Source organism: Natrialba sp. INN-245, from assembly GCF_009807105.1.
GTDB lineage: Archaea > Halobacteriota > Halobacteria > Halobacteriales > Natrialbaceae > Natrarchaeobius > Natrarchaeobius swarupiae.
In genome coordinates, this window is record NZ_WUBV01000008.1 from 171,737 (window position 1) to 190,452 (window position 18,716).

At 62.4% G+C, this 18,716-nt stretch carries 20 protein-coding genes; 15 read left to right on the top strand and 5 right to left on the bottom strand.

Annotation, left to right across the window (positions count from 1 at the left end; all coding sequences use genetic code 11):
* The first annotated feature begins 383 nt into the window (after window positions 1-383).
* The 3 genes from GRS80_RS02910 to GRS80_RS02920 all read left to right on the top strand — a co-directional run bounded on the left by GRS80_RS02910 (window position 384) and on the right by GRS80_RS02920 (window position 3,144).
* Window positions 384-1,334, top strand: a complete 951-nt coding sequence (locus GRS80_RS02910) for a phosphatase PAP2 family protein (RefSeq protein WP_343161422.1) — start codon at window positions 384-386, stop codon at window positions 1,332-1,334.
* Between the two features lie 83 nt (window positions 1,335-1,417).
* Entirely contained in the window at window positions 1,418-1,924 is a 507-nt protein-coding gene (locus GRS80_RS02915) for a VTT domain-containing protein (RefSeq protein WP_160046245.1), read from the top strand.
* A 524-nt stretch (window positions 1,925-2,448) separates the two neighbouring features.
* Window positions 2,449-3,144, top strand: coding sequence for a hypothetical protein (locus GRS80_RS02920; protein WP_160046246.1), 696 nt, complete (start codon window positions 2,449-2,451; stop codon window positions 3,142-3,144).
* Between the two features lie 40 nt (window positions 3,145-3,184).
* Here GRS80_RS02920 and GRS80_RS02925 read toward each other — a convergent pair whose 3' ends face one another.
* Window positions 3,185-3,352, bottom strand: a complete 168-nt coding sequence (locus GRS80_RS02925) for a hypothetical protein (RefSeq protein ID WP_160046247.1) — start codon at window positions 3,350-3,352, stop codon at window positions 3,185-3,187.
* A 721-nt stretch (window positions 3,353-4,073) separates the two neighbouring features.
* Between GRS80_RS02925 and GRS80_RS02930 the strand changes: the two genes are divergently transcribed.
* The 4 genes from GRS80_RS02930 (at window position 4,074) to GRS80_RS02945 (ending at window position 7,257) form a co-directional block, all read left to right on the top strand.
* Window positions 4,074-4,706 carry a hypothetical protein gene (locus GRS80_RS02930; RefSeq protein WP_160046248.1) on the top strand — a complete coding sequence of 211 codons (633 nt, stop codon included), beginning with the start codon at window positions 4,074-4,076 and terminating at the stop codon, window positions 4,704-4,706.
* A gap of 114 nt (window positions 4,707-4,820) precedes the next feature.
* Window positions 4,821-5,090 (top strand): hypothetical protein, encoded by a 270-nt coding sequence (locus GRS80_RS02935; RefSeq protein ID WP_160046249.1) that lies wholly within the window; start codon window positions 4,821-4,823, stop codon window positions 5,088-5,090.
* A 112-nt stretch (window positions 5,091-5,202) separates the two neighbouring features.
* A complete protein-coding gene (cofG, locus tag GRS80_RS02940; RefSeq protein ID WP_160046250.1) occupies window positions 5,203-6,405 on the top strand; it encodes a 7,8-didemethyl-8-hydroxy-5-deazariboflavin synthase subunit CofG in 1,203 nt (400 codons plus the stop codon).
* 321 nt (window positions 6,406-6,726) lie between these two features.
* The gene (locus GRS80_RS02945; RefSeq protein ID WP_160046251.1) at window positions 6,727-7,257 is read left to right on the top strand and encodes a hypothetical protein; all 531 of its coding nucleotides are present in this window, start codon (window positions 6,727-6,729) and stop codon (window positions 7,255-7,257) included.
* 64 nt (window positions 7,258-7,321) lie between these two features.
* Here GRS80_RS02945 and serS read toward each other — a convergent pair whose 3' ends face one another.
* Window positions 7,322-8,701, bottom strand: a complete 1,380-nt coding sequence (gene serS / locus GRS80_RS02950) for a serine--tRNA ligase (protein WP_160046252.1) — start codon at window positions 8,699-8,701, stop codon at window positions 7,322-7,324.
* A gap of 131 nt (window positions 8,702-8,832) precedes the next feature.
* On the opposite strand from serS, the gene GRS80_RS02955 reads away from it, so the two are divergent.
* From GRS80_RS02955 to GRS80_RS02970, 4 genes are all read left to right on the top strand, one after another.
* Entirely contained in the window at window positions 8,833-10,041 is a 1,209-nt protein-coding gene (locus GRS80_RS02955; protein ID WP_149081118.1) for a potassium channel family protein, read from the top strand.
* Window positions 10,042-10,228: 187 nt separating this feature from the next.
* Window positions 10,229-11,455 carry an ATP-dependent carboxylate-amine ligase gene (locus GRS80_RS02960; RefSeq protein WP_200840306.1) on the top strand — a complete coding sequence of 409 codons (1,227 nt, stop codon included), beginning with the start codon at window positions 10,229-10,231 and terminating at the stop codon, window positions 11,453-11,455.
* The gene (locus GRS80_RS02965; RefSeq protein ID WP_200840307.1) at window positions 11,452-12,738 is read left to right on the top strand and encodes an antibiotic ABC transporter permease; all 1,287 of its coding nucleotides are present in this window, start codon (window positions 11,452-11,454) and stop codon (window positions 12,736-12,738) included. Before GRS80_RS02960 ends, GRS80_RS02965 begins: the two co-directional genes overlap by 4 nt.
* Window positions 12,739-12,829: 91 nt before the next feature.
* Window positions 12,830-13,846 (top strand): GNAT family N-acetyltransferase, encoded by a 1,017-nt coding sequence (locus GRS80_RS02970; RefSeq protein WP_160046253.1) that lies wholly within the window; start codon window positions 12,830-12,832, stop codon window positions 13,844-13,846.
* Between the two features lie 179 nt (window positions 13,847-14,025).
* Here the strand turns inward: GRS80_RS02970 and GRS80_RS02975 are convergent, their stop codons facing one another.
* Both GRS80_RS02975 and GRS80_RS02980 read right to left on the bottom strand, forming a co-directional pair.
* Window positions 14,026-14,769: a DNA alkylation repair protein gene (locus GRS80_RS02975; RefSeq protein WP_160046254.1), complete on the bottom strand. Its 744-nt coding sequence runs from the start codon at window positions 14,767-14,769 to the stop codon at window positions 14,026-14,028.
* A gap of 41 nt (window positions 14,770-14,810) precedes the next feature.
* Entirely contained in the window at window positions 14,811-15,092 is a 282-nt protein-coding gene (locus GRS80_RS02980; protein ID WP_160046255.1) for a hypothetical protein, read from the bottom strand.
* Between the two features lie 261 nt (window positions 15,093-15,353).
* Here GRS80_RS02980 and GRS80_RS02985 point away from each other — a divergent pair, with 261 nt between their 5' ends.
* Both GRS80_RS02985 and GRS80_RS02990 read left to right on the top strand, forming a co-directional pair.
* A complete protein-coding gene (locus GRS80_RS02985) occupies window positions 15,354-15,623 on the top strand; it encodes an AbrB/MazE/SpoVT family DNA-binding domain-containing protein (RefSeq protein WP_160046256.1) in 270 nt (89 codons plus the stop codon).
* Window positions 15,623-16,051 (top strand): PIN domain-containing protein, encoded by a 429-nt coding sequence (locus GRS80_RS02990; RefSeq protein ID WP_160046257.1) that lies wholly within the window; start codon window positions 15,623-15,625, stop codon window positions 16,049-16,051. The genes GRS80_RS02985 and GRS80_RS02990 overlap by 1 nt, the downstream gene beginning before the upstream one ends.
* A gap of 63 nt (window positions 16,052-16,114) precedes the next feature.
* Here the strand turns inward: GRS80_RS02990 and GRS80_RS02995 are convergent, their stop codons facing one another.
* The gene (locus tag GRS80_RS02995; RefSeq protein ID WP_160046258.1) at window positions 16,115-16,969 is read right to left on the bottom strand and encodes a proline dehydrogenase family protein; all 855 of its coding nucleotides are present in this window, start codon (window positions 16,967-16,969) and stop codon (window positions 16,115-16,117) included.
* A 181-nt stretch (window positions 16,970-17,150) separates the two neighbouring features.
* Between GRS80_RS02995 and GRS80_RS03000 the strand changes: the two genes are divergently transcribed.
* Both GRS80_RS03000 and GRS80_RS03005 read left to right on the top strand, forming a co-directional pair.
* Complete coding sequence (locus GRS80_RS03000; protein ID WP_160046259.1) at window positions 17,151-17,930, top strand: endonuclease/exonuclease/phosphatase family protein; 780 nt, start codon at window positions 17,151-17,153, stop codon at window positions 17,928-17,930.
* 104 nt (window positions 17,931-18,034) lie between these two features.
* Window positions 18,035-18,691, top strand: a complete 657-nt coding sequence (locus GRS80_RS03005; RefSeq protein ID WP_160046260.1) for a phospholipase D family protein — start codon at window positions 18,035-18,037, stop codon at window positions 18,689-18,691.
* Window positions 18,692-18,716: the final 25 nt, after the last annotated feature.

Sequence of the window (18,716 nt, forward strand, 5' to 3'; positions counted from 1 at the left end):
AATTCCGATTAGGTCAAACGGTTGTCTGATGCGGATTGCTGTAACTATTTACCGGGGCAACCGCGCCTCGCCTTGCGGTTGCCCCGGTAAGGACTTACAGCAGTCAGTATGAGTGATGATTACCCTCGATACAATTCCGGAGCGGGAGTAGGCTCACCGCTCAAATACCACACACGGCCTGCAATGGCTGATTGCCGGTCGATCGTCCGCCGGTCTGCAATCGGTCGGGACCGACGCATCGCGGTCCTTGTCAAGACGCGTCGGGCGGCTGGTAGGATACTCGCTCCGAGAGGCCGTCATCGGGAGCTCTGACCGTGGTCGTCGCCCTCGAGAACGTTCGAAGCCGATATGCTTTTTACCGTATGTCCTCCTGTATCCGTGCTGTGAAGGGATCTGTCTTTCTCTGGGATCCGTCGACCAACGAGTGGATTCGTGGGCTCGTCGAGCCACTTGCCTCCGTGTTTGCCGCACTCACACATCTCGGTGACGGCGCGCTGTTGCTCGTCTTGGGTGTACTCATTTACTGGTTCGGCGCACTCGAGAGCCGCCGGGACCGAGTGTTCGTGATCGCCGTCGGGGTCGCGGCCCTGGCCCTGTCGGCTGGACTGAAAGGTGTCGTTCAGTTACCCCGTCCGGAAGTGGCGTTTGCGCCGGAGGGGTATCCTGGGTATTCGTTCCCGAGTGCCCACGCGATGGGCAGTGCGGCGTTTTACGGGGCACTAGCGGTGACGGTGGAGTGGAGTACCCGCCTCCGACGCTATCTTCTGGCCGGGAGCGTAATCGTGATCGTCGCGTTTTCACGGGTCGTGATGGGCGTTCACTATCTCGGTGACGTCGTCGTCGGCGTTGCACTCGGGCTCGCGCTGGTTGCCATCGGCCTCTGGACACGCGACGAAGGGCTGTTCGAGCCTGGCCCGATGTTTGCACTCGCGGTCGTCATCGCTGTTGTCGCGGCACTGCTTGGTTCCCGTGTCTTTCTGACGTTGACACTGGGCGCATCGATCGGCGGCTTGGTCGGCTGGCACTACATCGAGGATCGGCCGACCACCCAAAGCGGGGCTGCAGTCTTGGTACTCGGGTCCGTCACCCTCGTCGGTATCGCGGTGCTTCGTCTCGTCTCGATACTGGTTGGGGTTGCAGCCACTGGCGGAGCGTTTACGCCAGTGGCTTTCTTCGGGGAAATCGTTGGATACACAGTGCTCACTGCCGCGGTGTTGTTGCTTCCGTGGGTCGCGATGACGATCGAGGATCGACCGCTCGTCAGACGATTGCAGTCACAGCTTCCCTTTAGTAACCGGACAGTCAACGTCGAGACGACAAAACGGGGCGATTAAACCGAGCTCTTGCGCCCACATCTCGAATCGCGCGCGTCGACAGGTGGTATTATCCTCTCTCAGCCAAAGTAGTACAGACCCCGATGCTCGAGACGCTTGTGGACGTGCTGTTTGCCGTTCTCCTGTACGTGGGCTTTCCAGCCCTGTTCGCGGTCTTCGTGTTGAAAGGTGCGTTCGTCGGGAAACCGCTCCCGACATCGGTTATTCTGCCCGGATACGTGTTGGCAATCTCTGCGAACCGCATCGAGACCGCGGGTATCGTTCTCGTTTCGAGCGTCGGCTACGTCATCGGCCAACTGCTCATCTACTATCTCGCACGGCGCGAGGGACTGTCGTCGATCCAGTCGTCATCGCGGATACACATCCCGCCCGACCGGATCGACCAGGCCGAACGGTGGCTCGAGCAGTACGGCGGCATCGGTGTGTTCGTCACGAACTTCGTTCCGTATCTCCGTGGGCTGATCTTCGTCCCGGCAGGGATAGCGCGCTACCCGGTTTCGCCACTCGTGTTCTTTGCGTTCACGTCGACGGTGATCTATCACACGGCCATCGTCGCCGTCGCGGTTGGGGCAGTGCGGACGATATTCTAGTACTTCGACAAGCGTCGACTGCAGGGTCGAATCGAACCACACCACCGAATTCAGCCCTGCAGTGCAGGCGTGCCAAAGCACTAGTACTCGACCGCCAGTGATGTTCCGTAAACGCCTGATCGGGACGCTCTCCGCACGGACTCGAGCCCGCACTGAGAAAGACGAGTGCGTCCCTGATGAAGGCTGCTGGCCTCGAATACGTCGGGAACCGACGAATCGGACTCTACTGCCGGGTTCGACGACTCGATATCACGAGTGTTCGATCTTATGCCCGGGTAGTTCGTACGGATTGCTGTACCTGTGTGCCGACGCACCCGGGACCCGTTCTCCGGGTGCAGCGGTACTGACGGACAGCAGACCGTATCACACCGTTACGATGGGGTTACGACCGAGTAATCTACGGAATGGACGGAGAGTAACCTGAACGTTAGGAACGCTGCGTGTGTGAGTTGCGTATGGATTTTTCGAGACGGACGACCGCGGATCGACCGATGGGAAGACGATCGCTGGTACGAGCATGTGGTATGGTCGGTATCGCTGGCATAGCGGGATGTCTCGGCGACGACGACGGCACAAACGGTGGCGGGAACGCCAACGGTGGGACCGACACGAGCGATCCAGCCGGTGACGGGACAACTCAAACCGAGGCCGAAAGCGCAGGAGAGGGTGGCGGCGAGTCGATTCGACTCGAGGCCGAAGATGGGTGGACGGATCCCCACGACGGCGTCGAGATACCGGATGATCCGGGGACGGCGATCATGACGGTCGGCGACGAGACGGTGGAGTTGTCAGGGATCGCAAGCGGGGGCGAGCTATCCGAGGGAGACGTCAGTGCGACCGGTGCACAACGGTTCGAGATTCAGGGCACGTTCCGCGGCGGCCAGTACCGTGACTACGGACTCGAGGTCAACGTCACGCGTGTGATCGGTGTCGAGGATACGATGGGGCAGTGGGCGGAGTCCGATTCGTTCGGTTTCACCCGTGACGACGGTATTCGGCTCGGGAACGTCATCTATCGACTGTACGAGGACGGTCGCCTCGCGGACGACGAGATCGCGGGCGAACTCGACGGTCGGCGGTTTACCGACGAGCCGTTCGTTCACATCGACCGGGACGGAATCCTGACGGTCGTCGAGGAGATCGATAGCCACGAAGACGAGTCGTTGAACGGCCGCTTCGAGTTCGGCGCTCGACTTCCGGACGGCTGGAACGAGATGTAGGGAGGGAACGACACCGCGGCGAGAGCGGATCGCGTCGACGTTACGCCACTCGCTGTGTCGTCGTCACCGACCTGGCGCTCGAGTCGCGTTCCTGTTCGGCCTCCTCGAGCGACGGTCTGTCGGCTGGCGAGGCGGGTTCGCCCCAGTTGTGGTCGTGATCGCGCGTTCCGTGCTGTACCCGTTCCCGGTTCGTGGATATCGGCGTCAACTACGTAGACGGTAGTGTCGGTGGCGAAGGAGACGATGTCGTCGACGCCGTCGGGACAGTTCGTGCCCGTTCGTTGGCTTCTGACACCCACTCATATGAATCGTTGTCGCGTGTTACCGGTGACTGATACGGATTACTGTAGCGATGTACCGGTGAGACCGCCGTCCGGGTCGCGGCCCCACCGAAAATGATCTACAGTAAACCGTATGACGACCTCATCCGAGCGATCACCGGCACCGACGACAACAGTCCGTATCAGGACCTCGCTTTCGGATCTAGCACTGGTTATCCCGCCGCCCTCGCGGAGACTGGTCCAGCCACGGTGCTGTCCCAACCTGGCCGCTGTCTCGCCCCATCGCGACCGACTGTCGTCGAACTCCGGCCGGTCGAGTTGCTTCTGAGAATATAGTTTCTGAATTATACACTTACCTCGAGCACAGTGGATAGGTTACATTGAAGTAATCCCGAAGAAGGGGTTGCAGAATTTCAGCAACGGCCAACCAATCGTGTCGAATTAGTAACATAGAGTGGTGAAATATGGTTTTTTAGCACCTACAACGGAGATAATAGGGATAATCGAATTCACACCGAATCGGTTTGGGGATCCCGACCAATGAGCGATTGTCGAAGGTACCGGCGTTTCTCTGCTTTTCCCGATTCGCCCATCTATTACCAATATAATTACATAGACTATATTATGTTGGAGTTTGAGTATGTTGGCATGGGAGCGGATCCAGACATGAGGGAAGCACAGCAAACGTTAGAAGAAACGGAGCCATCCCGTGGGTTGAAAAACCAGGTTCCGCCGAACGAAGAGGTTCAGTGGGTTGCCAAACAGGACTTACGGACGGCGTGGCTGAGCCTCATCTTGCACAAACTGAAGATGGTCGTCATCATGTTCATCTTCGGAATCGTCGCCGCAGTCTTCGCGATAGGTGCGTTAGACGGGGTTCTCTGGGGGTTTCTCGCGTTTCTCGCCGTCGGGATCGTCGCTCCGATCGGGTGGGTCGGCTACAAATACTACTACCTGAAAAATACCATCATCGAATACGCGGCTACGGACCAACAGTTCGTCAAGTACAAGGAGACGCCATCGACGACCAGAAGCGAGAGTCTTCCCGTCAACCGTGCCAAGGACGCCTCCTACAGACAGGACCGGTGGGACAAGTTCCTCGATACTGGAGATATCTACATTCAGGGGATCGGTAGGGCCGGGAGCATGAGGATCAAAAACATCCCCCATTCGGAAGCAGCACACCGGATGATCCAACAACAGATCGCGAACTCGGAGCAAGTCGACGACATGGGCGGGATGCAACAACGCAATGCCCGACAGGGTAACGTGGCCCACTAAACCAGCGACGAGTCGAGTGGCGGCGTAATCCGGCATCCCCCTCGTTCATTCTCCTCACGGACTTTCGAAGAAATCAATAGTTACTTAGCGACGAACAATCCTTGTTCGGGTACCATGTCGGTCCTCTCGACAGAAGACGAAGGAAAGTTCCTGATGGACGTCAGGGGCGAACAGATTGGAATCGTCACCGAGATCGATCCGATCGAACAGGTCGCCTACGTCGACCCCGAGCCGAGTCTCACGAACGCCTGGATCCAGAGCCTCGGCCGCGGTAGCGCCGGCGAGGACGACCTCGAGATTCCGGCCGACAACATCGAGACGATCACCGATTCGGAGGTTCGCGTCGACGCGAACCTCAGTAGCGACGCCGAGCCCGATTCCTGATTCGAACGGCGCTTCGACGCCGACCGAATGTCTTGCCAGCCCGAGGTGAATCGCTCGGGCCGTCGCACCGAGAAGTAAGCGCTTATATGGACGGCGACGACACTGCGAGACGATGATCTCCGGTGTGGCCGACTACGGCGTCGACCTTTCGATTCACCCGAGCGACGTCGACGACCTCCTGTCCGTCGAGCCTGCTGACGTCGAGGCGCCGTCGGAACTTACCTTCGCGCGGAATGTGTTCGTCCCGTTGACGACCGCGTGTCGGTACACCTGTACGTACTGTACCTACTTCGACCCGCCGGGACAGGCCTCGTTACTCTCGCTCGAGGAGGTCCGCGAGATCTGTCGCCAGGGCGCCGATGCCGGCTGTACGGAGGCGCTCTTTACCTTCGGCGATGATCCGGACGACCGCTACACCGAGATCTACGCACAACTCGAGGAGTGGGGCCACGACTCGATCCACACCTACCTCCGGGCGGCCTGTGAAGTCGCACTCGAGGAAGGCTTGCTGCCCCACGCGAACCCGGGCGACCAGACGATCGAACAGATGGAGACGGTGGCGGACGTCAACGCCAGCATGGGCGTGATGCTCGAGTCGACGGCCGAGGTCGACGCCCACGCGGGTCCGCGTCGGAAGGAGCCGGCTCAGCGGCTGCGGACGATCGAAAATGCGGGGAAGCTCGACGTGGCCTTCACGACGGGAATTCTCGTCGGCATCGGCGAGACGTGGCGCGACCGGGCCGAGAGCCTGCTCGCGATCCGTGAGCTACACGACCGGTACGATCACGTCCAGGAAGTGATCGTCCAGCCGGTGGTGGACAACGAGCGCTGGTCCGGCGGAACCCCCGACACGGAGACGATGCGACGGGTGACGGCGATGGCCCGCGCCGCCTTACCCGAGGAGGTGTCGGTACAGGTGCCGCCCAATCTCGCGCCTGCCCGCGAGCTGATCGACTGTGGGGTGGACGATCTAGGCGGGGTCTCCCCTGTGACGGACGACCACATCAACCCCGAGTACGCCTGGCCCGCCCTGCGGGAACTCGAGGAGATCGCCGACCACGCGGGCGTGCCGCTGGGCGAACGCCTGCCGGTGTACGAGCGATACCTGCCGGCAGATCTGCGAACCGACGGCTTCGAGGGCGTGCCGGCGGACGGGACAGGCGATCCGTCGACCGGCGGGGCGAACGACGCGTCGGCCGGGAACTCGAACAGTAGTGGGGAACGCGAGTGGATCTCGCCGGCGATCCGGGCGGCGCTGACGGCGGACGACGAGGCGGGACGGCGCTACCGGGGCGTCCTCGAGTCGGACGGGTGAGGACGAGACGAAAGACGCCTACATCGGCGCGGTAGCCGACGTTCTCGACGATTCCGTTCTGACCGCCAGCCCGGCCGACTTCGAGACGTTGGGCGTCCCCGTCGAAACGTACTGACGATCCCCCCGCTCGTCGTGAGCGGTCTCTACTCTCGCTCGAGCGGCTGACTACGACAGTACGATTGGACCGCGAGTGCGGGGACGTGACAATCTTCGAGTACTCGGACGCAGTGCCCGTCTCGAGGCGGGTATCGTTCGTTCGGCGGCCCGAGAAGTCGCCGTTAGGGACCAGCGCTATCCCCGTTAGGAACTAACGTCTAGCGTATGAGACTCGCACACGTACAGTCGCTCGAGGAGTTCGGTACGCGGTCGCTCGTCGTCCACGGGATCATGGTGATCACGTTCGCAAACGCCGTACTGGCCGGGTTGTTCGTCGGCGGCGAGATCGGGCTCGTCTCGTTCGTCGCCTTGCTCAACCTCACCGCCGGGCTCTGGATCGCTCACTCGATTCACTCGCTCGGGAACGTCGGCCCGGACGCCGAGTACCGGGGGGTGATCAACGAGTTGTTCGAAACGAGCGAGGGACACGAGGATGGGTTCGATACCGGCCGCTTTGGCCGCCTGCTCGCGCTGATCGCCGCCGTAACCGCCATCGCGCTCCTGACGTCGGCACAGGTGCTCTCGGGGGCGATTTTCTCGATCGCCGTTGTCGCAGTCGGCGCGGTCGCGGTCGTGACCGCGATCGTCGGCTTCCTCATCGCGCTCGGGGCAGCGTACGACGACGCCGAGCGGGCGACACTCGCCAGCGCTCCCGACGATCGGAACGCGGATAGCCGACCAGTCGCCGATCGGTAACTCGGGAGATGATCAGCAGTTACATCCCACCTGTCGTGGAGTTGTGCGAGTTCTCGAGCGCGTCTCACTCCCGCTCGCCCGCACCTAACGCCGCTTCGCCGACCTTCTCGTGGCCCTCGATAACTTCTTTTCCGCCCATGTACGGCCGCAGCGCCTCGGGGATCGTGACGGTGCCGTCTTCGTTCTGGTAGTACTCGAGGATCGCCACCATCACCCGGGGGAGCGCGAGGCCGGAGGCGTTCAGGGTGTGCAGGTACTCCGCCGACTCGTGACGCTCGGGGCGGTATCGGAGCCCGGAGCGCCGGGCCTGGTAATCCTCGAAGTTAGAAGCACTCGAGACCTCGAGCCAGCGTCCGCCTTCCTCGGGGCCGTCCTCGAAGTCGTCGCCCGGTGCCCAGACCTCGATGTCGTAGGTCTTCGCGGAGGCGAAGGTGAGGTCGCCGGTACAGAGTTCGAGGATGCGGTAGGGGAGCCCGAGCCGTCGGAGGACTGCCTCGGCTTCGTCGAGGAGTCCCTCGAGGCGGTCGTAGCTCTCCTCGGGTTCGACGAAGTTGACGAGTTCGACTTTGTTGAACTGGTGGACGCGGACGATACCGCGGGTCTCGGTTCCGTGTTCGCCGGCTTCACGCCGGAAATTCGGCGTATAGGCCTGGTGTTTGAGCGGAAGGTCGTCTTTCAATAGGATCTCGTTTGCGTACATGTTGGTGACGGGGACCTCCGCAGTAGGACAGAGCCAGAGATCTTCTTCCTCGTAGGGATCGTCGTTGCTGGCACCGAGACGGTAAGCGTCGTCGGCGAACTTCGGTAGCTGACCGGTCCCTCGCATCGACGCGCTCTTGACGGGAATCGGCGGAAAGAGGTCGACGTACCCCTGCTCGCGGTGAACGTCCATCATGAACTGGACCAGCGCGTGCTCGAGTCGGGCGCCGTCGCCTTTGAGGAAGTAGAAGCCGGATCCGGTGGTCTTGGCGGCGCGTTCCTCGTCGATGACGTCGAGATCTTCGCCGAGTTCGTAGTGGGGGACGACGTCGTCGGGAAGTTCGCGCAGGTCGTCGAACCCCCAGCGTCGGTCTTCGACGTTGTGACGCTCTTCGAGCCCGAGGGGAACGCTCTCGTGGGGGACGTTCGGGACCTCGAGGAGCCGTTCCTGGAGTTCGTCGTGAAGTTCGTCGGCCTCGGCCTCGACGGCCTCGATTTCGTCTTTGAGCTCCCTGGATCGTTCGATCGCCTCCTCTCGCTCGTCGTCTTTTCCCTCGGCGACCAGTTTTCCGATCTGCTGGGTGATCTCGTTGCGATCGTGGCGCAGGTCGTCGCCGCGGGCTTTGAGTTCCCGCCATCGCTCGTCGATCTCGAGAATCTCGTCGAGGTCGACGTCCGCACCCCGATTCTCGAGGGCGTCGCGTACCTCATCGGGGTTCTCGCGCAGGTAAGTCCGGTCGAGCATTTGCCGGGGATTCACTGCGCCCAGCCAAAACCGTGTCGGAAGGCGGCGTCTCCGAGGCGTCACGCAATCCCCCCGTCGGGGACGGACCACGCGGGAAACGTTTTTTTCGACGCGGGACGCTGGTTTCGAGTATGGACCCGCTCGAGGGGGAGGCGTCGTCGGTATCGGTCGAGTACGAGCCCGTGAGTGTCAAAGAGATCCTCATCGAGATGAAAGACACCGCGGAGCTGTTGATCGATCTCTCCTATTCGGCGGTGTTACACCGCAACGAGGACCTCGCGAGGGAGGTGCTTCGTCTCGAGGAGCGGATGGACGTCCTCGAACTCAAGGGGCGGATGAGTCTGATGATGGCCGTCCGCAACCCCGGCGACGCCGAACAGCTCGCACCGGTGCTGGGCATCGTCACCGCGGCCGACGACATCAGCGACGCTGCCGGCGACATCGCGAAGATCGTCTTAGAGGAGATGGGACTGCCGGAGGCGATGCGCGCGGCGCTCCCCGAGGCGACCGAGACGCTCGTCCGGGGCGTCGTCGACGTCGATTCGGCACACGCCGGCCGGACGCTCGAGGAGATCGACCTCGAGTCCGAGACCGGCGTCCGCGTCATCGCGCTCCGCCGGGGCGACGACTGGTTGCTCAACCCCGGCCCGGAGACGACTATCGAACCGGAGGACGTCGCGTTCCTCCGCGGTCCGGATCCGGCGATCGAGGGCGTCTACGAGTCGTTGACCGGCGACACCTACGAGTTGCCAGTCGTCGACGCACCAGACGTCGCTGATCTGGAGCGTGCCGTCGACACCATCGTTCACATGAAGAACCTCTCGGAACTCGCGGTCGATCTCGCCTACAGCAGCGTGCTGTTCGACAGCGAGAACTTAGCCGAGGAGGTCAGAAACCTCGAGGTCGAAGTCGACGCCCTCGAGTCGCGATTCGAGGCGTGGACGCTGCGGGCGGCCGCGGACGCCGAGGATCCGATTTCGCTACGCGGGCTGATCCGGCTTGGCAGCAGTACGGAGGTGATCAGCGACGCCGCAGTCGACATCACCGAGGGCGTGCTTCGCGACCTCGACGTTCACCCGGTCGTCCAGCTTGCAGTCCAGGAAAGCGACGAGATCATCACGAGCGTCGAAGTCGAAGCGGGAAGCGAACTCGACGGCACCGCGGTGACCGGCGGCGTCCCCGACGCGGAATCGACCATGTCGGTAATCGCCATCCGCCGGCCGGGTGACGGCTGGCTACTGGTCGGCGACTCGGACGTCGAACTCCAGGCCGGTGACGTCCTCATCTCGAAAGGGACTCGGACGGCCGGCGAGGCGTTCGACGCGCTCTCGGCGGCGTGATCGTCGTCGGTCCCGTTCCGCCGTCGCCACCGGTGCACTCGAGTGAGGGATTTACCGGCTCTCGACTCGCCGGCGTGGTCCGAACCCCACGAGAACGGTGACGTTTCGTGCCATAGGAGAGACGTAACTCCGGGACGAGTCTCATAGCGATCGGATACTTTTCATCCTCCTTGGAGGGGCCACTGTCATGGATTCGGACGGGCCGTCGGTACTGGTTCTCGACGGCGATTACGATACGTCGCTGGTGATCGCAAAAGAGCTAACCGAGGATCTCGAGGCGACGATCGTCGGGACGGGAACGACGCGATACAGCCGGCTCCTTCGGTCGACCTACTGCGATTACGGCGCGGTCGTCCCGCCGCCGGACGATCCGACCTACGCCGATGCGGTGGCCGGGGTGATTCGTTCGGCTCGCCCCGACGTGGTCTTGCCGGTCGGCTACGAATCGATGGCGGGCGTCGACGGGATCCGGTCGGCGATCCCCGACGACGTCTCGCTGTGTCTCCCGCCGTCGGACTCGTTTCGGGCCGCCGTCGACAAGGCGGCGACGCTCCGACAGGGGAGTCAACTCGGGATCGAGACGCCGATCGACTACTCGAGACGCGTCGCGGATCTCGCGGCCGACGGTCGGCCGGACGTCTCGGATCACCTCCCGTTTCCGGTGTTTCTCAAGGCGCGTCGGGAGAACGGCTCGGCGACCACGTCACCCGTTTCCGATCCCGAGGCGTTCTGGGAGAGCTACGACCGGATCGCGGCGGCCGCGCCACGCGGTGACGTTCTCGTCCAGGAGTACGTCGATGGCTCGGATTCGACGTACGGCTGTGGCGTACTCTGTTTCGACAACGCGGTCGAACTGACGTGCGTTCACGAGGAGCTTCGGTCGGTGCCACGTCACGGCGGGAGCGGAACTCACCTCCGCCTCGAGCCCGAGGAATCGATCGCTCGAGACGCGACCCGCCTGCTCACGACGATCGGCTGGGACGGCGTCGCCCTCGTCGAGTTCAAGCGCCGGGCCGACGGAACGTTCGTCCTCATGGAGATCAACCCGAAGTTCTGGGCCTCCTACGCACTCGCCCGCCGCTTTGGCTATCGGTTCGCCTCGACCATCGTCGCAGGTTGCCTCGATCTGGCGGTCGAGACGCCGGTCGGCTCGCCGGCCGAGCACGGCGAGATGGTGTTTCCACTCCGCGAGTTGCAGTTCCAACTCGAGAATCGAGAAGAGGCCTCCCCCACTGAGTACGCGGCGACCGTCTGCAGGCGAACCGCAGCCTGGGATGTCGACCACCGAGATCTGGGTGCCTGGCTGGTTCCACCGGTGTCGCTTCTGGCGAAGCTCCCGACTATCGACGTTTCGTCCCCGACGAGAGGTACCGAATCAACCGTGCGGGACGAGCGGAGAGGGGTCGAGGCGTGAGCCGGTTCTCGAGTCTCCCTCGGCTGGGCCTGTCGGCGGATCACGACTCCGGCGGCGAGCGAGTCGATTCCGGGAGTCTGGAGACACTCGAGTCGGACCCGTACTACTGGCTCTGTCGAGACGCGCTCCGCTACGCGAGCGAGCGCGAGTACACCGGCTGGGACTACGCGGATGGGCTCAGCAGCGCCCTCGTTCAGTCGCTCCCGTTCGAACACAGGTACCTGAACCTCGCCGTCCAGGAGACAATCAAGCGGGCACCGATCAACCTCCGGCCGCTGTTTCTCGTCGAGCAGCGGCGCAACTACAAGGGGGCGGCCCTGTTCGCCCTCGCGAACCTCGAACTCTACGCGCTGACCGGCGAAGCCGAGTACGCCGGCGACGCCGAGGAACTACTCGAGTGGCTGATCGCCGAGTCGAACGACTGGTGTTCGGGCTTCGGCGGTGGCGGCCACCGCCACCCACTGCAGGACCTCTCGAGTGCGACCGCCTCGACGCCGGGGGAAGTCTCCGGGGTCGTATCGACGACGTACGCCGTTCGGGCGCTCCTGCGAGGAGCCGACGTCCTCGCCGAACCCCGGTACGCCGACGTCGCACGGACCGCCCGCGCGTTCGTCCTCCGTGACCTCGAGTACACCGACATCGACGAGGGCGCGCGGATCAACTACACCGCCTCGCGGGACGGCTCAGCGGGCGGAGGCGAGTCGTATACCCTGAACGCGAACGCGATCGGGGCCCGCCTCTTGCTCGAGTTGGCGGACCGCTTCGACGACCGACGCTCGCTCGAGGCCGCGACGGCGATCCTCGACTACGTCGCGAGCACGCAGACAGCCGTCGGCGGCTGGATGTATACCGACCCGCCGACGGCTTCGCATCTGTCGATGGATAGCTTCCACAACGGCTTCATCCTCGAATCGTTCCTTCGGTACCAGGCGGTCACCGGCGACGATCGGTACGCGAGCACGCTCGAGCGCGGCCTCGAGTTCTACCGCGAGCGGCTGTTCGACGGCGGTGCGCCCCGATGGGACGAGTCGAGTACCTACCCAAGAGACGTCCACGCGGCCGCACAGGGGATCGTCCTCTTTGCCGAACTGGGCGACCTCGAGATGGCCCGCCGGATCGTCGACTGGACGCGCGAGGAACTCCACGCCGGCGGCGGCCAGTTCTACTACCAGAAACGCCGGTTGTACACGAAGCACTTTACCCTGATGCGGTGGTGCCAGGCCTGGATGGCGTTTTCGCTCTCGCGGTATCTCCGGCGCCGGTACGAACTCGAGCGGGCGTAGTTCGTCCACTGGCTCGAGCGCCAGTAAGGCGACTGTACGCTGGGAAGCCGGTTCGTAATTATGGTGACGTCTCCCGAACCGCCTGCCCTAGATGGGGCTGGACGTTCGTCACGTAGAAAGCATCGAGGCGGTCAACCGAAATCAGTGGAACAACGTCGTCGACCAGTCGGATCTCAGCTGCGTCTATCATCGATACGAGTGGCTCCGGGCGGTCGAGGAGGGGCTCTCCCACGAGCCGAAACACCTCGTGGTCTCGAAAAGTGAGAATCCGGTCGCCGTCTTCCCAAACTTCGTCACCGACCTCGGGCGAATCAACCGGCTGAGTTCAATCAGGCCCGGCTACGGCGGCCCAGTCACGATGACCGACGAGGAGGAGGCCCTCGAGTTGCTCCTCGATTCGGTCGCGGAACTGTGCACGGGACGGATCCTCTTCGACGAGATCAGGACGTACGACCAGAACTACGTCCGCTATCACGAACTACTCGAGGCGAAGGGCTACCGGCCGACGATCCTCACCTGTCGGTTCACGCTCGACCTCTCGCGTGGCTGGGAAACGCTGTTCTCCGAGATGGACGGAGAACGCAGGCGAGGGATCAGACGCGGCCACGACTCCGACTTCGAGGTCGTCGAGGAGGATCTCGACGGGCGAACGCTCGAGGAGTTCTACCGCGATTACGCGGCGGTGGCCGACCGCGTCGGTCTGCCGACCCATCCGCGGTCCTTTTTCAGGGAATTACACGAGTTCGACGACCGGATCGTGGTGTTCTCGCTCCGTGTCGACGGCGGAACGCAGGGCAGGTACATGTACCTGTTAGACGAAGAACAGTCGACGCTCCAGCACCTCTTCACCGCGGTCACGGAGGCCCACTTCGAGTATCACGCCCCGGAGTTGCTCCACGAACACGCGATCAAGTGGGGGATCGAGGAGGGCTACGACACCTACGAACTGCGCGGGTCGCCGCCGGATTTCCGAAACGGCGTCTTCCGGTTCAAGGAGTACTTCGGCGCGGAGACGATTCCGCTACTGGTCTACGAGCGCGGCCACCCCGCGCCCGCCCTGCCGGTATTGAACGCCGGGCGGACGATCTCGAGACGGCTCGAGTCCTGAAACCGGCGGTCAATCCGCACCATTGGTTAGTTCCAGACCGTCTCGATTCCCGCATCGCGGACGATTTCGTCCGTCGTGATGATCGTATCCGTCTCTCACGTTCGAGACGTACCCACGCGTTCTCGTCGATATTTCTGTTTACCAGTGACGGTGTGTGAACAGGACGAGGGAGTGTTGTCCTACAACAGAGAGCGGAACTCCCCCCTATCGTCCCATTGGTCGACCCGTTCTCGGACCTGTGTGTCTTTTTCGAACAACGACCGTAGCGACGACGCAACTGCCCGTCGTACTCGGTATTCGTCGTCGTCCGAAAGCCGGTATGCGAGGTCGAGTGCGTGCTCGTTATCCCGTCCGTAGGCACCCCCGATTGCCTTGGCGACGTTCCACCTCGTCCGCACGTTTTCGGAGTCGCTCCACCGGTCTAGATACGTTCGCCCGACTGCTGGGTCCTTGTTTGCGACGAAACTCACGGCGAATCCGCCACAGCTTTTCTGTACGTACTCGTTCGAATCCGACATCACGCGATCGAGGATTCGGAGCGCCGGATCGACGTGATCCTCCGGGATCCCCATCAAGCCGACTTCACAGGCCCGACGAACGTAGTTATCGTCGTGTTCGACCCACGCGTACCAGGTCTGCTCGACCTGTTCGAACGAGTGGGCGTTGACGTATTTGAGTGCCATCGCGACGCGCTCTCGCACGCGCCAGCTTTCGCTCCGCGAAACCTCCTCGAGATAGCCGAGTCGGTCCGGCAGTTCGTCCTCGGCGACCGCTTTCCTGGCCCAGGCTTCGACTTTGAACGCCGTCTCGTCCCGGTTAGTCGCCTCGAGCGCCTCGATATCTTCCCACTCGTGGTCGCAGGAGTACTGATCCGCCAGTTCACGGATCTCCGGGAGGCTACAGCTATCCAGATCCTGTTCCATTGGTTTCTCTTTCTATCATTCTGGACGATAATAATTCCGTGTTAGTGAAACACCGACAGCTGGAGGAGGAAGTAGAGTACCAACAAGAGCACGGACGCGAACCCGGCAATTCGAGGGGATCCGGCCAGTCGTTGATGGCGTTCGGGAAGCAGTTCCGGGACTGCATACAAAACCCACAGTAGTCCGAAGAGAAGGTTGATATCCGACCCGAAACCGCGGACGATACTTCCGTAGACGTACAACCCGAAAAATGGGAGACTGATCGCGACGTAGCTCGTTCCCGTCCAGACCTCGTCGGGTTCTCTGAACAATCTCGTTTTCACTCGTTCCGTCGCTGATCGGTCGGTTGACACGAGACACGTCGGTAGTGACTACACGTTCACATATGGTTTCCGACCCGTAACTCACGAAGAATGCGCTGTGTGAAAGCGGATCGACGAACTCACCTTGAACCATCACGACACTGGATTGCCGGGAATCACCGTTTCACCCACCGCTCGAGTACCCACCAGTCTTGATTCGCTCACGAAACGTGGGCCACATGCAGCCCAACATGTATTGCACAGCGGCCCGTTGGGCCAACTATGCCAGCCGAGAACGTCCCCGAGTCGACGACCGTCAGCGATCGAGGGATGGTCACGATTCCGGCATCGTTGCGCCGGCGTCTCGACATCGAGGCGGGCGACAAGATTCGGTGGGACCTCGACGAGGACGGGAACCTTACGGTGGAAGTCGTCAAGCAGCGACACGGTGCGTTCGACGATTTCGATCCCGTTTCGATGGGCGGAGATGGGCTAGAAACGCACGATCTGGCAGGTCACGAATCTGACTCCACGCTCTCGGAGGATTCGTGATGCACGTCGCGGCCGTCGATACGGCGGTTCTCGTCGGGATAGTCGATGCTGACGACGGGAACCACGCCGCCGCTACGGAGATCGTTCGAGCGATGGACCACGGCGACCTCCCGGTGGGACGTGTGATCGACTACGTCATCCTCGAGACGTTGAACTGGATCCACAGCCGCCACCGTCACGAGAAAGCACACGAGACTTACGCTCGCCTGAACGAATCAGCCGGATTCGAGATCCACCACACAGCACAGAAGGACTTCCTGCGAGCACTCGAGCTATTCGAAACCCACGACGGACTCTCATTCGGCGACGCATCGATCGTCGCGTACATGGAACGCGAAGGAATCGAATACGTCTATTCGTTCGATGACGACTTCGATGCCGTGGACGGAATTACCCGGTTGGACACTCCACATAATCCGTTCGGGTGATGGCGTTCGGCAATAATCTGGTCGCCTCGACCGACGAACTGTAGCCGGCGATGAAACAGGACGTCACGACACTCGATTGCCGGGAATCATTGTCTCGCCGACGGCTCGAGCCGCGAAGCCGACGTTTCGCTTCCCTCGATTGAGGACCCATCGCTTCCAGCGTTCGCCGTAGGGGACGAACTGGGAGAGGTCGTACTCGCGGGCCAGTTCGCGCTGGGCGTCCGGGCGAACGCCCATCAGCATCTGGATCTCGAAGTCGGTGTCGTGGCGGCGTCCGAGCTCCTGTGCGTACTCGATCATGTCGGGATCGTGTGTCGCCACGGCAATGGCACGGTCGCGGCGCTGGAACGCCCGCTCGAGGAGGGTTCGGTACGCGCGATCTCGCCGATCGGGATCGGTGTGCGCGATGGCCTCCGGCCGGGGGTAGGCACCGCCCTTGACGAGTCGCAGGGCCGCGTCGGTGTCGGCGAGTCGATCGAAGTCCTCTCGAGTGCGGTAGAGGTCGGCCTGCAGGCAGACGCCGATCCCGTCGCCGTACGCCGCGGCGAGGTCGACGGCCGCCTCGAGCGTCGCTTCGATGGTTCCGTGTTCTTCCATGTCGAGCCAGACGAAGACGTCGCGGTCGCGGCCGCGTGAGACGATCCGCTTGAGTTCGCCTCGAAAGACGGAGTCATCGAGATCGAGTCCGAGCTGGGTCGGTTTGACCGAAATCGCGGCCTCGCCCTCGAGGGTGGCGAGGCGGTCGGCGAGCGCACGATACTCAGCGGCGTCGGCTTCGACGCTCGCCCGGTCGTCGTGGTGGGAGCCGAGCAGGTTCAACAGTGGGACGACTCCCTCGCGGTCCAGCCGGCGTGCGTACTCGAGTGCCTCGATCGCTCTCTCGCCGGCGACGAAGCGGTTCGCGACGGGCGGGATCATAGCGGACGAACCAGCCTCGAGCGGTTAGTTAGGGTGTCGTTTCGGGGTCGTCCCCGATGCACGTCGTCTCGGAACCATCCCGCGGACCATGTGGGGTGTGACCAACACACACGAAGGAAAATTTATAGTTCACGATCCCTCAGTCAGGTCAACCGAGTCTCTACACCCGACTCGAGTCCCAATGAAGCTCCTCACCTGCAACGCCGGTTATCTGCTCGGATACGGGAACGTCCTCGGTGGCTACGTCCCGCCACCGATCGGATCGGTTCTCGGCGATGCCGAGGTCGAACGCCGGAAACTCGAGCAACTCGCGTCGGTGATCGATCGCGAACGCCCCGACGTGGTGTCGCTTCTCGAAGTCGATCGGGGCTCCCATCGAACCGTCACCGACTGCCAGTTTCGAACTCTCCTCGAGTCACTCCGGGAACGCGGACTTTCCTACGGCGGCGACGTCGCCAACAAGTACGGTAACGGCGGGCTCGTCGAGTCGGTGCCGTTTTTCGGCCACCTCGCGAACGCGGTCCTCTCGAGGGGAGATCGTCCGACGAGGGCACACTACCTCTCGGCCGGTCAAAAGCGCCTCGTCCTCGAGGTCGAACTCGCCGCGGACGCGGTCTTGTTCGCCGTCCACCTCTCGCTCGGCGCCCGGAGCAGGGGCCGCCAGTTCCTCGAACTGGCGGAATTGATCGAGCGACGAGCCGGAAGCCGTGACGTGATCGTGACGGGCGATTTCAACACCTTCGACGAGGCGGGCGAACTGGCCAGCTTCGCGGATCGGACGGGACTCGAAATGCGCGTTCCCGGCGAAACCGTTCCGAAGCGGCCCCTAGACGAGTTTTTCGTCGAGTCGCGAACGCTCGATCTCTTCCTGTGTTCGCCGACGATTGCCGTCGAGCGCTGTGACGTCCTCGACGTCCAGCTATCCGATCATCGACCGATCGTCCTCGAGACGGGCTGGTGACTGTTCGGCCGTTCGAGTGGCGAGACGACGAGCGTTCGAGTGTCGTTTCGGGACACGAGGAACGACACCTTCAATTCAATATCCCTGGACGAATACAGCGTGCAATGAGCGAAGCCGAACTCGAGCCCTCCGTCGGACTGTTGAGTACGAACGGCACGGGCCGCGGGGTTCGAGAGGGAATCTCGGCGCTGTTCGACGGGAACGGGACAGTGTACATCGTAAGCGGCTACTTCACGTATCAGGGCTACCTCTCGATCCGTGACGACGTCGTCTCGTTTCTCGAGCGCTCTCGAGACAACGAACTGGTCGTGATCGTCGGCCCCGCCTCGGATCAGTTTTCGCCGCGGATCGCGTACGATCTCTGGAAACTCGACGACAACGACCAGGTCCGGTTGTACAAACAACCACGCGGCCTCCACGCGAAACTCTACATCCGAGACGGTCCGAACCCGTCGTGTATCATCGGATCCGCAAACATCACGCAGGTCGCCTTCGAGTACAACGTCGAGTTGAACCTCGAGTTGACGCGGGAGAGCTCCGATCATCCGGACATCGAGCCGTTTCTCGAGTGGCTCGACGAGATGGTGGCGACGTCGAAGCCGTTGCGTCGGCGCGACCTCTTTCCCCCGGTTCTCGTCGGGAGTTCGGTTCGCAACTGGTCGAACAAGGCTCGATTACTCCCGATGCGAAACGTCGCGCTCAGGGTGATACCCGTCCTGTTGTTGCTCTTCGTCCTCGCCGGTCTGTTTCGACTCGTCTAAATCGGACGGATCTCCCGGTCTGGAG

What these genes read in the sequence shown, in the direction of transcription:
- GRS80_RS02915 (WP_160046245.1), top strand. Translation starts at nt 1,418, where the DNA reads ATGCTCGAGACGCTTGTGGACGTGCTGTTTGCCGTTCTCCTGTACGTG.
- GRS80_RS02920 (WP_160046246.1), top strand. Translation starts at nt 2,449, where the DNA reads ATGGTCGGTATCGCTGGCATAGCGGGATGTCTCGGCGACGACGACGGC.
- GRS80_RS02930 (WP_160046248.1), top strand. Translation starts at nt 4,074, where the DNA reads ATGGGAGCGGATCCAGACATGAGGGAAGCACAGCAAACGTTAGAAGAA.
- GRS80_RS02935 (WP_160046249.1), top strand. Translation starts at nt 4,821, where the DNA reads ATGTCGGTCCTCTCGACAGAAGACGAAGGAAAGTTCCTGATGGACGTC.
- cofG (WP_160046250.1), top strand. Translation starts at nt 5,203, where the DNA reads ATGATCTCCGGTGTGGCCGACTACGGCGTCGACCTTTCGATTCACCCG.
- GRS80_RS02945 (WP_160046251.1), top strand. Translation starts at nt 6,727, where the DNA reads ATGAGACTCGCACACGTACAGTCGCTCGAGGAGTTCGGTACGCGGTCG.
- serS (WP_160046252.1), bottom strand. Translation starts at nt 8,701, where the DNA reads ATGCTCGACCGGACTTACCTGCGCGAGAACCCCGATGAGGTACGCGAC.
- GRS80_RS02955 (WP_149081118.1), top strand. Translation starts at nt 8,833, where the DNA reads ATGGACCCGCTCGAGGGGGAGGCGTCGTCGGTATCGGTCGAGTACGAG.
- GRS80_RS02960 (WP_200840306.1), top strand. Translation starts at nt 10,229, where the DNA reads ATGGATTCGGACGGGCCGTCGGTACTGGTTCTCGACGGCGATTACGAT.
- GRS80_RS02970 (WP_160046253.1), top strand. Translation starts at nt 12,830, where the DNA reads ATGGGGCTGGACGTTCGTCACGTAGAAAGCATCGAGGCGGTCAACCGA.
- GRS80_RS02975 (WP_160046254.1), bottom strand. Translation starts at nt 14,769, where the DNA reads ATGGAACAGGATCTGGATAGCTGTAGCCTCCCGGAGATCCGTGAACTG.
- GRS80_RS02985 (WP_160046256.1), top strand. Translation starts at nt 15,354, where the DNA reads ATGCCAGCCGAGAACGTCCCCGAGTCGACGACCGTCAGCGATCGAGGG.
- GRS80_RS02990 (WP_160046257.1), top strand. Translation starts at nt 15,623, where the DNA reads ATGCACGTCGCGGCCGTCGATACGGCGGTTCTCGTCGGGATAGTCGAT.
- GRS80_RS02995 (WP_160046258.1), bottom strand. Translation starts at nt 16,969, where the DNA reads ATGATCCCGCCCGTCGCGAACCGCTTCGTCGCCGGCGAGAGAGCGATC.
- GRS80_RS03000 (WP_160046259.1), top strand. Translation starts at nt 17,151, where the DNA reads ATGAAGCTCCTCACCTGCAACGCCGGTTATCTGCTCGGATACGGGAAC.
- GRS80_RS03005 (WP_160046260.1), top strand. Translation starts at nt 18,035, where the DNA reads ATGAGCGAAGCCGAACTCGAGCCCTCCGTCGGACTGTTGAGTACGAAC.